The organism is uncultured Leifsonia sp. (assembly GCF_945957465.1).
In the GTDB taxonomy this organism is placed as follows: Bacteria; Actinomycetota; Actinomycetes; order Actinomycetales; family Microbacteriaceae; genus Leifsonia.
This window is the reverse complement of record NZ_CAMFLC010000007.1, coordinates 39,259-53,148: the sequence shown is the minus strand read 5'-3', so window position 1 is coordinate 53,148 and position 13,890 is coordinate 39,259. Positions and strand designations below refer to the sequence as shown.

The window sequence follows — 13,890 nt, the reverse complement described above, 5'->3', positions numbered from 1 at the left end:
TCGGGGCGGGATTCGCGTGGATCTCCTCCGTCGGCGACACGCTCGGCACCACCTGTTCACCCGCGCGTGGACCGTGCGTTACACCCCGATTCGCGGTGCATTCCCTTCGCCGCCTAGGCTGTACGCACCGTACCGGCGACGACGCCGGGGCCACCGCCGGGGAAGGGAGGTCGACGTGGACGAGGTCCCGAGGAGCATCGAAGTGCTGCGTCAGCAGGCACGCGACGAGTTGGCTGCGATCATCGAGCACCGCTGCCGCGCCGGCGAAGACCCCTGGCATTTCATCCCCGACCTCCCGAGCGTCGACGAGCAGGTGGTCATCTCGCTCCGCGCCGGAGCCATCGAGGAGTTCGATCTGGCCGAGGAGCAGTCGCGGGCGCACCACCCCGCTGCCGGGCGCGACACGTACACGCGCTTCGAGTTCGGCGTTCTGCGCCGCATCGCCCTGGAGCACCCCGAACTGAGCGAAGCAGTCTGGGGAATGCTCGACAAGGTCGAGCGGGCGTAGTAGACCTGGCGGCATGGGGATCGTCACCGCCGATATCGCCGTGTCGCTCGACGGATTCGCCGCCGGGCCCAACCAGTCCCTCCAGAACCCGCTCGGAGAGCGCGGCGTGGAGCGACTGCACACCTGGATGTTCGAGTACGCCGATGAGCACGCCGAGGAGATCGCCGCGATCACGGCGGCCGGCGCCTACGTGATGGGCCGCAACATGTTCGGCCCGGTGCGCGGCGACTGGCCCGAGGGCGGCGACCTGTCCGACTGGCGCGGCTGGTGGGGCGACGACCCGCCGTACCACGCGCCCGTGTTCGTCCTCACCCACTACGCGCGGGAACCGCTCGTGCTCGAAGGCGGCACCACCTTCGAGTTCGTGACCGACGGCATCCACTCGGCGGCGGACCGGGCGCGCGCCGTCGCCGGCGAGGCGGACGTCGCGATCGCCGGTGGTGCCGAGACGCTCAATCAGGCGCTCTGGGCCGGCATCGTCGACGAGCTGCGGCTGCATGTCGTGCCGCTCACGCTGGGAGCCGGCGAGCGCGTGTTCGACCGGGTGCCGCCGCTGCAGCTCGAGCTGCTGCGCTCGCGCGTCACGCCGCAGGTCGCCCACCTGACATACCGCGTCGAGCGCTGACGTCGCCCCGACGTCGCCCCGACGAAGCGAGCGCCGGCCTCAGCCCAACCCGGCCGGAGTCGTGACCGGCAGCCGGCACACGAAATCCCGGCAGAGGTACGCGGTCGGGAGGCCGTCGCGCGCCTCCCTGCTCGCGAACAGCTCGAAGCCGGCCTCGGCGAGCTCACGCGCGGCAGGCTCATCGACGATGCCCACGACGTCCGCGGCGACGCGGCGGGCGGCCGCGACGAGCCCGGTCGGGTCGCCTCCGGCGTCCGCGCCGTCCGCCGGCCGAACCACCACCAGCTGCCGCGCATCGCCCTCCAGTCGGGACATCAGCGCCAATGCGGCGCCGAACGCGCTCGGTACCTGGATCGCCGGGCCGGCCACGAGCCGCATGGCCTCCCGCGCGGCCCGCTCGTAGCGACGGCTCGCCGTGAGCAGGAAAAGTGTGTGCGCGGCCGTCGCCATCGCGGTCAGCCCCGACGGGTACGCGCCCTCGGAGGGATCGACGGGCACTGCGAGCCCGGTCGACTGCAGCACGGAGTCGCCGCCGCCCGGCACGCCGAACGGGCAGTCGTCTCCGCGCTCGGCCTGCAGGCACAGGTCGACCAGGTCGCGAGCGTCGGAGGCGGCCTGCACGTCGCCGGCGGCGAGCGCGACCTCGAGGAGGCCGCACGCCAGGCCGCCATAGTCTTCGAGTGTGGCGACGGCGTCGGAGACCCGGCCGTCCACCGAGGTGCGCGCGAGCGATCCGTCGTCGCGCCGGTGCGTGCCGAGCACGAAGCGTCCAGCCTCCCCCGCGGCGACGATCCAGGCGGGCCGATCCAGGATGCGACCGGCGCGGGCGAGAGCGCCGATCGCGAAGCCGTTCCAGCCCGTCAGCACCTTCTCATCGAGCGCGGGCGGTCGCAGCCCGGCGCGCTCCGCCGGCGGCACGCGGTAGTAGGCGCCCTCCACGCGGGAACCGTCGATCTCGCTCTCCGAGTCCTGCGCCGAGGCGAAGCCGCCGCCGGGCCGGCGCAGCACGCCGAGGAGGAACGCGGCGATGCCGTCGGCGGTCTCCCGCGCCCACTCCTCACCGGTTCGGGCCCACGCCGTGGCGTACGCGTCGAGGAGCTGCGCGTTGTCGTACAGCATCCGTTCGTAGTGCGGATCGCTCCAGTCGCGCCGGGTGGCATAGCGGAAGAAGCCGCCGTCGACCGGATCGCGCAGCGGCGACTCGGCCATTCGTCGCAGAGTGCGGTCGGCGAGCTCAGAGCCCGCCTCGCGCCGCAGCAGGAAGCCCAGCACCGGGGCGACGGGGAACTTCGGCGCGGCACCGAATCCGCCGAACTGCCGGTCCTCGCTCTCGGCGAGACTCGCGACCGCCGCGTCGAGCAGTCGGTCGTCGGGGAGGTCGGAGACCGTCGTCGCCCGGGCGGCCGCCGCGGCCAGCGCCTCCCCCACCCGACCGGCGTCCGACTCCACCTCCTCGCGCCGGTTCTGCCACGCGTCGGCGACGGCGTCGAGGATCTGGCGGAACGAGGCCCGGCCTCCTGTCGCCACCGGCGGGAAGTACGTACCGGCGAAGAACGCCCGGCCGGTGGAGGTCGCGAAGACCGTCAGCGGCCAGCCGAGGCCCTCGGTGAACGCACTCGCGGCGGAGAGGTAGGCGGCGTCGACGTCGGGGTACTCCTCGCGGTCGACCTTGATCGAGACGAAGCGTTCGGCGAGCAACGCTGCGATGGCGGGGTCGCTGAAGCTCTCCCTGGCCATCACATGGCACCAGTGGCAGGTCGCGTAGCCGATCGAGATCATGACCGGCACGTCCCGGCGCCGCGCCTCGGCGAACGCCTCCGCGCCCCACGGGTACCAGTCGACCGGGTTGTCCGCGTGCGCCCGCAGGTACGGGCTGATCGCGTCCCCCAGCCGATTCGTCATGCGCTCACCCTACGACCGCGCTTGCTAAGCTGGGCGATATGGTTGCACACGCAAATACCCCGCTCCTGACCCTGAACAACGGCACCGCCATCCCGCAGCTGGGCTTCGGCGTCTTCAAGGTCGACCCGGCCGAGACCACGCGCATCGTCTCCGACGCTCTCGAGGTGGGCTACCGCCACATCGACACGGCCGCCATCTACGGCAACGAGGAGGGCGTCGGCGCCGCGCTCGCCTCCTCCGGCATCGCGCGCGACGAGCTGTTCATCACGACCAAGCTGTGGAACGACCGCCAGACCGACGCCGAGGCGGCGTTCGACGAGTCGCTCGCCAAGCTCGGGCTCGACTACGTCGACCTGTACCTCATCCACTGGCCGACCCCGCAGAAGGACACCTACGTCGAGGCGTGGAAGTCGCTCGAGAAGATCTACGCGTCCGGCCGCGCCAAGGCGATCGGCGTCTCGAACTTCCTGGTGCCGCACCTCACCAAGCTGCTCGCGAACGCCGACGTCGTGCCGGCCGTCAACCAGATCGAGCTGCACCCGGCGCACCAGCAGCCCGAGGTGACCGCGTTCTCGCGCGAGCACGGCATCGCGATCGAGGCGTGGGGTCCGCTCGGCCAGGGCAAGTACCCGCTGTTCGAGGCTCCGGAGGTCACCGGCCCGGCTGCCGCCCACGGCAAGACCCCGGCTCAGGTCGTGATCCGCTGGCACCTGCAGACCGGCAACATCGTCTTCCCCAAGTCGAACCGCCGCGAGCGGATGGCCGAGAACTTCGACGTCTTCGACTTCGAGCTGACCGCCGACGAGGTCGCCGCCATCTCGGCGATGGAGCGCGAGGGCCGCGTGAGCGCGCACCCCGACGAGGTCAACTGACACCCAGCCGACCTCCCGAGCGGCACGCCGTCGTCATTCATCGCCCGACGACGTGACGACGACGTGCCCCTCGGCCATCCCGACTAGGCTCGCAGCGTGAGAATCACGACGATCACGGGGAAGATCATCTATATCGTGGGCGCCTTCGGCCTGATCCTGGCGCTCAACTTCTTCGTGATCGACCGGCTCGTCAACGCGGCGCTCGACGTGCTGATCGTCGCCATCCTCAACGTCGCGTACGTGCTCGTCGGCACCCGCACCTTCCGCGGGAGCGGCGAGAACCGCGACGACCCGCGGCCCTGGTGGCGCGCCACCGCCCGTCCCGCCGCGGGCTTCTGGCTGGGCGCCGCGCTCGCCGTCCTGGCCTTCATCTCGTGCGTCGGCGCTCTCGCGAGCAAACCGGAGTCGGCGTTCGTGCCCGCCGTCGCCTGCATCGGCTACGCCCTTCTGGCCGCGTACTACCTGAACTCCTCCTACCGTCTGCGCACGCTCGACACCGCGCCCTAGCCTCCTGCGCCCGCCGAAGGGCAGCCGAAGGGCAGCCGAAGGGCAGCCGAAGGGCGCCCAAACGCCCCTATTCCGCGGTTTTAAGGGCGCTTGGGCGCCCTTCGGCGGCCCCTCGCGAGGCTCGGGAGGGGCACGCGCGGGGCTGGGAGGGGCGCGCGGGGGCGGGGTCAGGCGACGGGGGTTTGGGATTCGAAGCGGGCTACGAGTTCGCGCTTCAGGACCTTGCCGCTGGGGCCGAGCGGCAGCACCTCCAGGATCTCGACGCGGCGCGGGAACTTGTATGCCGCGACGCGCTCCTGCGCGTAGACGACGAGCTCGTCCGGGGAGGCCTCCGAGCCGGGCATGAGCGTCACGGCTGCCATGATCTCCTGGCCGTGCGTGTCGTGCGCGATGCCGAACACGGCCACGAGCGCGACGGCGGGATGCGTCGAGAGGGCCTCCTCCACCTCGCGCGGGTACACGTTGTAGCCGTTGCGGACGATCATGTCCTTCTTGCGGTCCACGATCGTGATGTAATCGTCGTCGCTCTTCGTCCCCAGATCGCCGGTGCGGAACCAGCCGTCGACCATCGCCTCGGCGTTCGCCTCCGGGAGGTTGAGATAGCCCTTCATCAGGTTGTGGCCGCGGATCACGATCTCGCCCAGCTCGCCGCGTGGCAGGAGCCGGATCGCATCGTCGACCTCCGCATCGGCGATCTCGACATCCACACCCCAGATCGGCTGGCCGACCGTGCCGACCCTGGTCGGCCTCCCCCGGTGGTTGAACGACGCGACCGGCGACGTCTCGGTGAGCCCGTAGCCCTCGTGCACGTCGATGCCGTACACCTCCTTCATCCGCTCGATGACGGCGACGGGGATCGCCGCGCCGCCGCTCATCCCGTAGCGCAGCGGCGGGCGTTCCGGGTTGGTCTTGGCGGCCTCCAGCAGCGCGATGTACATCGTGGGCACGCCCGTCATGACGGTGCACCCGTGAGCGTTGAGCAGCTGCAGGGCCGTCGCCCCGTCGAACTTCGGGACCAGGACGATGGCGGCGCCGGCTCGGAAGCCCATGTTCATGACGCACGTCTGCCCGAACGTGTGGAACAGCGGGAGGCAGCCGAGGATGCGGTCGGTCGGCTCCAGGTCGAGGGTGCCGCTGAGGAGCACGTTGACCTGTTCGACCAGCGAGAAGTGGCACCCCTGCGCTCCCTTGGGCTTGCCCGTGGTACCGCTGGTGTAGAGGATCGTGGCCGTGTCGATCGGGTGCCGGGGAACGTAGGTCGCGATCGGTTCCGCCTCCGCCGCCAGTTCCTCCAGCCGTGGGAACGGCAGCTGCTCGACCATCTCGTCCGGAACCAGCACCGAGAGGGTGTCGATGCCGGCGAGGGCCGCGCCTTTGGCCCCTTCCGCCAGCAGGGGCGCCGCGCAGATCAGCAGCTTGGAGCCGGAGTCGCGCAGCACGTACTCGATCTCGGCCGCCTTGAGCAGCGCGTGGATCGGCACGACCACCGCCCCGAGAGCGAGGGTGGCGTAGTAGGCGCGCGGGAAGTCCGGCACGTTCGGGATCATCAGGGCGACCTTGTCGCCGGGGCCGACGCCGAGGTCGCGGAGGGCACCGGCGTAGGCGCGGGTCTGGTCCCAGAGGTCGCGGTACAGGATCTCGTCGCCGTTGAATATCAACGCCACGTTGTCGGGCATCCGGTGTGCGGTCTCGGCCAGGATGCTGGCGACGGACATGGTGGCGTAGCCGTGAGGCATGAGGGGCTCCTTCGTCGACGTTGACGGACCCGTTCGGGTTGAGGGAAACCTACGTCACGCCGCCCCGCCCCGCAACGCCCCCGTTGGCGCCGAACGCAGGCGGCCCGTGTTCACCTCGCCACGGGCGGGTAGACTGGAGGGCTCATGTCCGCATCGGTCGCCCTCCCCCGCATCGTCTTCCCTTCCGAGCTGCCCGTCAGCCAGAAGCGCGACGACATCGCGCGCGCCATCCGCAACAACCAGGTCGTGATCGTCGCGGGCGAGACCGGCTCGGGCAAGACGACGCAGCTGCCGAAGATCTGTCTCGAGCTCGGCCGCGAGAGCATCGGCCACACCCAGCCCCGGCGGCTGGCCGCCCGCACGATCGCCGAGCGCATCGCCGAGGAGCTCGGCCAGAGCGTCGGTGAGCTCGTGGGCTACCAGGTGCGCTTCACCGACCGGGTGTCCAAGGCGACTCGCATCAAATTGATGACCGACGGCATCCTGCTCAACGAGATCCACCGCGACCGGCTGCTCCGCAAATACGACACGATCATCATCGACGAGGCGCACGAGCGCAGCCTCAACATCGACTTCCTGCTCGGGTATCTGCGCGAGCTGCTGCCGAAGCGTCCCGACCTCAAGGTGATCATCACCTCCGCCACCATCGACCCGGAGAGCTTCGCCGCGCACTTCGCCGCCGCCGACGGCACGCCGGCGCCGATCGTCGAGGTCTCCGGGCGTACCTTCCCGGTCGAGATACGCTACCGTCCGCTCGTCGCCGAGACGATGGAGGCCGACGACGAGGATGAGCCCGATCCGGTTCCCGCCGCCGACCGCGACTACCTCCAGGGCATCAACGACGCGCTCGACGAGCTGGCGAGGGAGGCACCGGGCGACGTGCTCGTGTTCCTCTCGGGTGAGAACGAGATCCGCGACGCCGCCGACGCGATCCGCGGCCGCAACCTCCCCGGCACCGAGGTGCTGCCGCTGTACGGCCGGCTCTCGGCGGCCGAGCAGCACCGGGTCTTCCAGCCCTCCACGATGCCGGGCGTGCGCCGACGCGTCGTGCTCGCCACCAACGTCGCCGAGACCAGCCTGACGGTGCCCGGCATCAAATACGTGGTCGACGCCGGCACCGCGCGCATCAGCCGTTACTCGACGCGCGCCAAGGTGCAGCGCCTCCCGATCGAGGCGATCTCGCAGGCCAGCGCCAATCAGCGCTCCGGTCGATCGGGGCGCACCAGCGACGGCATCGCCATCCGCCTCTACTCGCAGGAGGACTACGAGAAGCGGCCGGAGTTCACCGAGCCGGAGATCCTGCGCACCAACCTCGCCGCGGTCATCCTGCAGATGATCTCGCTCGGCCTCGGCGACATCGCCGCGTTCCCGTTCCTCACTCCCCCGGACTCGCGCGGCATCAAAGACGGACTCGATCTGCTGGCGGAGCTCGGCGCGACCCGACCCTCGGCGCGCTCCGGCGGCATCGAGCTCACCAAGGTCGGCCGCCAGCTCGCCCAGTTGCCCATCGACCCGCGCTTCGCGCGCATGGTCGTCGAGTCCAAGCGCCACAACACCTCCCGCGAGGTCATGGCGATCGTGGCCGGCCTCACCATCCAGGACGTGCGCGAGCGGCCCGTCGAGAAGCGCGGCAGCGCCGACGAGAAGCACGCCCGCTTCGTCGACCCCACCAGCGACTTCCTCACCCTGCTCAACCTCTGGAACCACCTGGAGGCGCAGCAGCGGGAGCTGTCCTCCAGCGCGTTCCGCAGGCTGTGCAAGGCCGAGTACCTCAACTTCCTCCGCGTGCGCGAATGGCAGGACGTCTACCGGCAGCTGCGTCAACTGGCCCGCCCGCTGGAGCTGACCATCGGCGAGCCGTCGATCGACCCGGACGGCATCCACCGGTCGCTGCTCGCCGGGCTGCTGTCGCACATCGGTCTCAAAGACGCACGCGAGTCGGGCAACAAGGGCTCCGCACGTGGGCAGCGGCAGTCCGAATACCTCGGCGCGCGGCAGACGCGGTTCGTGATCTTCCCCGGGTCGGCGCTCGCCAAGAAGCAGCCGAACGCGATCATGTCCGCCGAACTGGTGGAGACCTCCCGGCTGTTCGCGCGGATGAACGCGACCATCGACCCGGCGTGGGCCGAGCCGATCGCGGGCGACCTGTGCAAGCGGCAGTACAGCGAGCCGCACTGGGAGAAGAACCAGGGCGCCGTCGTCGCCTACGAGCGCGTGACGCTCTACGGCGTGCCGATCATCCCGCGACGCCGCGTGCAGTACGCGCGCATCGATGCCGAGCTGTCGCGCGAGCTGTTCATCCGCCACGCGCTGGTCGACGGCGAATGGGACTCGCGGCAGGCGTTCGACCGGGCCAACCGCAGACTGCTCGCCGAGCTCCGCGAGCTGGAGGAGCGCACCCGCCGCCGCGACATCCTCAACGACGACGAGGCGGTCTTCGACTTCTACGACGCCCGGATCCCCGCCGACGTCGTCTCGACGCGGTCGTTCGAGGGCTGGTGGAAGAAGGCGAGGAACGAGACGCCGGACCTCCTCACCATGACACCGGAAGCGCTCCTCGAGGACGATGCCGCCGACATCGACGAGGAGGCCTTCCCTCCGGTGTGGCGCCAGGGCGACCAGCGACTGACGTTGCGCTACCGCTTCGAGCCCGGCGCCGCGGACGACGGCGTGACCGTGCAGGTGCCGTTGCCGCTGCTCGCCGGCCTCGTTCCGGACGGGTTCGACTGGCAGGTGCCCGGGCTGCGCCAGGAGCTGGTGACCGCGATGATCAAGTCGCTGCCCAAAGCCATCCGGCGCCAGGTTGTGCCGGCCGCCGACTGGGCCACGCGCCTGCTCGGCGAGCTGGCGGGCGCCGCCGGCATGGAGGCCCACGACGGCCGCCGCCCCGCAGCCTCCCTCGCCGACACCCTCGCAGCGACCATCTCGCGGCAGACCGGCTCGCGGGTCACCGGCGCCGACTTCGACCTCGACCGGCTGCCCACCCACCTCCGGCCCACCTTCCAGGTGATCGGCGAGCGCGGCCGGCCGCTCGCGACCGGCAAAGACCTCGCCGCCCTGCAGGAGCGCCTGCGCTCACGCGCCCGCGACTCGGTCGCGCGCGTCGCCGAGGCGCGCACACCCGACGCCATCGAGCGCACGGGACTCACGACCTGGGACCTCGACGAGCTGCCGCGCCACCTCGACACGACGCAGAAGGGACCGAACGGCACGACGAACACGATCCGCGCCTACCCGGCGCTCGTCGACGACGGTTCCAGCGTCAGCATCCGGCTGATGTCCACACCGGCCGAGCAGGCGCGCGCGCTGCCGGGCGGCGTGCGGAGGCTGCTGCTCGCGAGCATCCCGTCGCCGGTGGCCTACGTGCAGCAGCACCTGACCGCGAACGAGAAGCTGACGCTCGCGGCCAGCCCGTATCCGAACACGAAGGCGCTGTTCGACGACTGTCTGCTCGCGGTCGTGGACTCGGTGCTCTACCGGATGAAGCCCGACGGCCGGCTCTTCATGCGCGCCGAGTTCGAGGCCGTGCGCGACCGGGTCTCCGGGGTCGTGATGGACTCGCTGTTCGAGACGGTCGCGCTCGTCACGCGCATCCTCACCGCGGCGCGGGCCGCCGAGAAGGCGATCGGAGGCACGACGTCGCTCGCGTACCTCCCGGCGCTCAACGACGCGAAGACGCAGCTCGCCGGGCTCGTCTGGGCTGAGAAGAGCGGAGGGAACGGCTTCGTCTCCGCGACCGGGCTCGAACAGCTGAAGCACCTCCCGCGGTACCTGTCGGGAATCACCCAGCGCATGCAGGCGCTGCCGACGAACCCCGGTCGCGACCGGGCCTGGCAGACGCAGGTGGAGACGGCGACGGCGCTCTACACGGAGGCCGGAGGCCGCATCCCGCCCGCTCCGCACGCGCCGGAGAACCTCGTGCACGCCCGCTGGATGCTCGAGGAGTTCCGCGTCTCTCTCTTCGCGCAGTCGCTGGGCACCGCCGAGACCGTCTCCCTCCAGCGCATCCGCAAGGTCCTCACCGGCTGACCCAAGCCATCCGTTCCGGAGTCGTGCACGCAACACGCCGTGCCGCGGCGTACACAACTCCGGAGGGGATGGTTGCTAGACGGGGAGGTGGAAGCCTCCGTTGGAGTGGAGCAGCTGGCCGTTCACCCAGCCGCCGGACACCGACAGCAGGAAAGCGACCAGGTCGGCGGTGTCCTGCGGTCGGCCGAGGCGGCCGAGCGCGGTCTCGGCGGCGAGCGCCTCGGCGAGGTCGGGCGTCATCCAGCCGGTGTCGATCGGACCGGGGTTGACCAGGTTCGCCGTGATGCCGAGGTGCGCGAGCTCGACGGCCGCCGCCGTGACGATGCGGTCGAGCGCGCCCTTGCTGGCACCGTAGGGGAGGTTGTGGGCGGTGTGATCGCTCGTCAGGGCGACGATGCGCCCCATCGCCGGGGCGTCGGGGTCGGTCGGTCGCCGGAACTGCTCGGCGAAGGCTTTGATCAGCAACCACGTTCCCCGCGTGTTCACCGCGAAGTGCGCGTCGAAGGCCTCCACGCTCGTGTCGAGCAGCCCGCTGTCGACGGAGTGCGCGTGGCTGGCGACCAGTGCCTGGATCGGCCCCAGCCCGGCGCGGACCCGGTCGACGGCCCGCGCGGGCGCCTCCGGGTGCGCGAGATCGACGGCGACCGGGAGAGCGCGGACGCCGAGCGCCCGCAGCTCGTCGGCGAAAGCGTCGTGGGCGCGTTCCTCGGCGCCCCACGGCATCGCGGCGTCGTAGTCGTCCCAGAAGGCGAAGGCGACATCCCAGCCGAGCGAGGCCTGGTTGCGGGCGATGGCCGCGCCGATCGAGTTCGGACGGCTCGCGCCGGTGATGAAGACGACGGGACGGGAGGAGCGGGCGTCGTGGTCCATCCGACGATTGTGTCAGACGGTCACGACGCCCACTCCGTGGCGCAGCGGCGAACCGCGCGCCAGGCGCTACAGCACCTTCGACAGGAACGCCTGCGTCCGCCGGTGCTGCGGGTTCGCGAGCACCTCGCGCGGGTCGCCGGATTCGACGACCACGCCGCCGTCCATGAAGACCAGCTCGTCGGCGACCTCACGGGCGAAGCCCATCTCGTGCGTGACGACGACCATCGTCATGCCGGAGGCCGCCAGGCCCTTCATGACGTCGAGCACCTCGCCGACCAGCTCCGGGTCGAGGGCGGAGGTCGGCTCGTCGAACAGCATCAGCTTGGGGTCCATCGCGAGCGCCCGTGCGATCGCGACCCGCTGCTGCTGGCCTCCGGAGAGCTGCGACGGGTAGTGGTCGCCCTTGTCGGCCAGCCCCACCCGGGCGAGCAGCTCGTTGGCGCGCTCGACCGCGCGGGCCTTCGGGATGCCCTTCACCCGGATCGGCGCCTCGATGATGTTCTCGAGAGCCGTCATGTGCGGGAACAGGTTGAACCGCTGGAACACCATGCCGATGTCCTGGCGCTGGCGGGAGGCCTCCTTGGGCTTCAGCTCATACAGCTTGTCGCCGTGCTGACGGTAGCCGACCACTTGGCCGTCGACGGAGAGCCGACCCGCGTCGACGCGCTCCAGGTGGTTGATGCAGCGCAGGAAGGTGGACTTGCCCGAGCCCGACGGCCCGATGATGCAGAGCACCTCGCCCGGCCGCACCGAGAGCGAGATCGACTTGAGCACCTCGTTGGAGCCGAAGCTCTTCGAGACGCCCTCGGCGAGGACCATCGGCGTGACGCCGGCCTTCGCGGCCGGGTTCTGTACTGGCGCGTCGGTCATCCCTTGCCTCCCAGGTCGTTGCCGTCGGGTGCGCCGGCCGCCGGCAGCGCGCCCGTGGCGAGCGCCGGCTCCTTGTTCTCGGGCCGTCGCATGTTGACGCCGCGCGAGAACCGCTTCTCGAGGAAGTACTGGCCGATCATCAGGATCGACGTGAACAGCAGGTACCACAGCGAGGCGACGATCAGCAGCGGGATCGGCGTGTACGTGACCGCGGAGATGTCACGGGCGACACCGTACAGGTCGGTGGTCAGCGGGATCGCCGCGACCAGCGAGGTGGTCTTCAGCATCGAGATGACCTCGTTGCCGGTCGGCGGGATGATCACGCGCATCGCCTGCGGGATGACGATGCGGGTCATCGTCTGCCACCACGACATGCCGAGAGCCGTCGCCGCTTCCTCCTGGCCCGCGTCGACCGAGAGCAGGCCGGCACGCACGATCTCGGCCATGTAGGCGGCTTCGTTGAGCGCCAGGCCGATGATCGCGATGATGAACGCGTTCTGCATGAAGTCGAGGTTGATCGTCACGCCGAAGTCGGTCCACGGCACGCCGAGGAAGACGTGCGGGTAGATCAGGGAGAACAGGCCCCAGAACACCAGCTGCACGTAGACCGGGGTGCCGCGGAAGATCCAGAGGTAGAGCCAGGCCACCGACTTGACGACCGGGTTCGGCGACAGCCGCATCACGGCCAGGATCAGACCGAGGACGACGCCGATGACCATCGAGTAGATCGTCAGCTGGAGGGTCACGAGCGCAGCAGCGCTGATGCGCTTGTCGAAGACGTACTTGCCCACGTACTGCCAGCCGTACGCGGAGCGCTGCGAGGCGTCGATGATGAACCAGACGACCAGCAGGATGAGGACGACCGCGAAGACGATGCGCCACGGATGACGCAGCTTGACGGCTTTGATCGGCTCGGAGGGTGGGGCGCCGGCCGGCGACGGGACGGATCCCGTCGCCGGACCGGCCGGGTTGCCCTGCGACATCGGGTCAGCCCTTCGAGGCCGCGTTGATGTCCGCGGTGGTGACGCTGCCGTCGGCCACGCCCCACTTGTCGAGGATCTTCTTGTAGGTGCCGTCGTCGATGAGCGCCTGGACGGTCTTCTGCAGCACCGGCGTCAGGTCGGAGTTCTTGGCGACGGGGATGCCGTACGGCGCCACGTCGAACGTCTTGCCGGCCTCCTGGAGCTTGCCGCTGGACTTCGAGATCGCGTACAGCGTGACGGGCGAGTCGGCGCTGAGGGCGTCGGCCTTGCCGAGGATGACCGCGTTGGTCGCGTCGTCCTGGTTGTCGTAGCGCAGCGCCTGGATGGCCGGCTTGCCGGCGTCGGTGCAGGCCTTCGACTTTGCGGGGACCTCGTCGGTGTCCTCGTAGGTGGTCGACTGGACGGCGACTTTGAGGCCGCAGGCGTTGTCGGGGTCGACGGTCTTGCCCTTGGCGGAGGCCCAGAGGATGCCCGCGTTGTAGTAGTTGACGAAGTCGACCTGCTTCTCGCGCTCGACGGTGTCGGTGAACGACGACATGCCGAAGTCGTCCTTGCCGCCGGTGACGCTCGGGATGATGTTGTCGAACTTGGCGATCGCGTAGTTGATCTTCAGGCCGAGCTTCGCGCCGATGGCGTTGGTGAAGTCGACCTCCCAGCCGACGGGGTTGCCGTTGTCGTCCTTGTATTCGTTCGGCGGGTACGTGTCGTCCATGCCGACGGTGAGCTGACCGGCCGACTTGATCTTGGAGGGCACGCTGTTCGCCAGGGTGTCGTCCTTCTTCACGTCGAACGCGGCGCTCGACGCTGAGCCGCTCGACGAGGGGGTGGAGTTGTCGACACAACCGGAGAGCGCGAGCGCTGCGACGGCGGCGAGGGCGGCCACGGGGGCCACGGATCGGATGCGCATGATGGTAGTTGTCCTTCTTCCTGGTGCAAGGTGTGCAGGAGGGGTAAGGGGAGGATACCCCAGGCCCGGTGCAATACACGC

Annotated in this window: 11 protein-coding genes; 5 read left to right on the top strand and 6 right to left on the bottom strand. The window is 70.2% G+C overall.

Going from position 1 to position 13,890, the window contains the following annotated elements:
• The first annotated feature begins 175 nt into the window (after positions 1–175).
• On the top strand, positions 176–508 hold the full coding sequence (locus Q0Q23_RS05490; RefSeq protein ID WP_295120602.1) for a hypothetical protein: 333 nt from the start codon (positions 176–178) through the stop codon (positions 506–508).
• A gap of 13 nt (positions 509–521) precedes the next feature.
• A complete protein-coding gene (locus Q0Q23_RS05485; RefSeq protein WP_295120599.1) occupies positions 522–1,133 on the top strand; it encodes a dihydrofolate reductase family protein in 612 nt (203 codons plus the stop codon).
• 39 nt (positions 1,134–1,172) lie between these two features.
• Here Q0Q23_RS05485 and Q0Q23_RS05480 read toward each other — a convergent pair whose 3' ends face one another.
• Positions 1,173–3,035 carry a thioredoxin domain-containing protein gene (locus Q0Q23_RS05480; protein ID WP_295120596.1) on the bottom strand — a complete coding sequence of 621 codons (1,863 nt, stop codon included), beginning with the start codon at positions 3,033–3,035 and terminating at the stop codon, positions 1,173–1,175.
• 38 nt (positions 3,036–3,073) lie between these two features.
• Between Q0Q23_RS05480 and Q0Q23_RS05475 the strand changes: the two genes are divergently transcribed.
• A complete protein-coding gene (locus Q0Q23_RS05475) occupies positions 3,074–3,907 on the top strand; it encodes an aldo/keto reductase (protein ID WP_295120594.1) in 834 nt (277 codons plus the stop codon).
• A 96-nt stretch (positions 3,908–4,003) separates the two neighbouring features.
• Positions 4,004–4,414, top strand: a complete 411-nt coding sequence (locus tag Q0Q23_RS05470; RefSeq protein ID WP_295120591.1) for a hypothetical protein — start codon at positions 4,004–4,006, stop codon at positions 4,412–4,414.
• Between the two features lie 167 nt (positions 4,415–4,581).
• Here Q0Q23_RS05470 and Q0Q23_RS05465 read toward each other — a convergent pair whose 3' ends face one another.
• Complete coding sequence (locus Q0Q23_RS05465; protein ID WP_295120589.1) at positions 4,582–6,150, bottom strand: long-chain fatty acid--CoA ligase; 1,569 nt, start codon at positions 6,148–6,150, stop codon at positions 4,582–4,584.
• A gap of 144 nt (positions 6,151–6,294) precedes the next feature.
• Between Q0Q23_RS05465 and hrpA the strand changes: the two genes are divergently transcribed.
• Entirely contained in the window at positions 6,295–10,179 is a 3,885-nt protein-coding gene (gene hrpA / locus Q0Q23_RS05460; protein WP_295120586.1) for an ATP-dependent RNA helicase HrpA, read from the top strand.
• 75 nt (positions 10,180–10,254) lie between these two features.
• On the opposite strand, the gene Q0Q23_RS05455 is transcribed toward hrpA, so the two are convergent.
• The 4 genes from Q0Q23_RS05455 to Q0Q23_RS05440 form a co-directional block, all read right to left on the bottom strand.
• Complete coding sequence (locus Q0Q23_RS05455) at positions 10,255–11,049, bottom strand: SDR family oxidoreductase (RefSeq protein ID WP_295120583.1); 795 nt, start codon at positions 11,047–11,049, stop codon at positions 10,255–10,257.
• A 66-nt stretch (positions 11,050–11,115) separates the two neighbouring features.
• Positions 11,116–11,868 carry an amino acid ABC transporter ATP-binding protein gene (locus Q0Q23_RS05450; RefSeq protein ID WP_295120791.1) on the bottom strand — a complete coding sequence of 251 codons (753 nt, stop codon included), beginning with the start codon at positions 11,866–11,868 and terminating at the stop codon, positions 11,116–11,118.
• A gap of 47 nt (positions 11,869–11,915) precedes the next feature.
• Positions 11,916–12,902 carry an amino acid ABC transporter permease gene (locus tag Q0Q23_RS05445; protein ID WP_295120580.1) on the bottom strand — a complete coding sequence of 329 codons (987 nt, stop codon included), beginning with the start codon at positions 12,900–12,902 and terminating at the stop codon, positions 11,916–11,918.
• Positions 12,903–12,906: 4 nt separating this feature from the next.
• A complete protein-coding gene (locus Q0Q23_RS05440; RefSeq protein ID WP_295120578.1) occupies positions 12,907–13,809 on the bottom strand; it encodes an ABC transporter substrate-binding protein in 903 nt (300 codons plus the stop codon).
• Positions 13,810–13,890 lie beyond the last annotated feature (81 nt).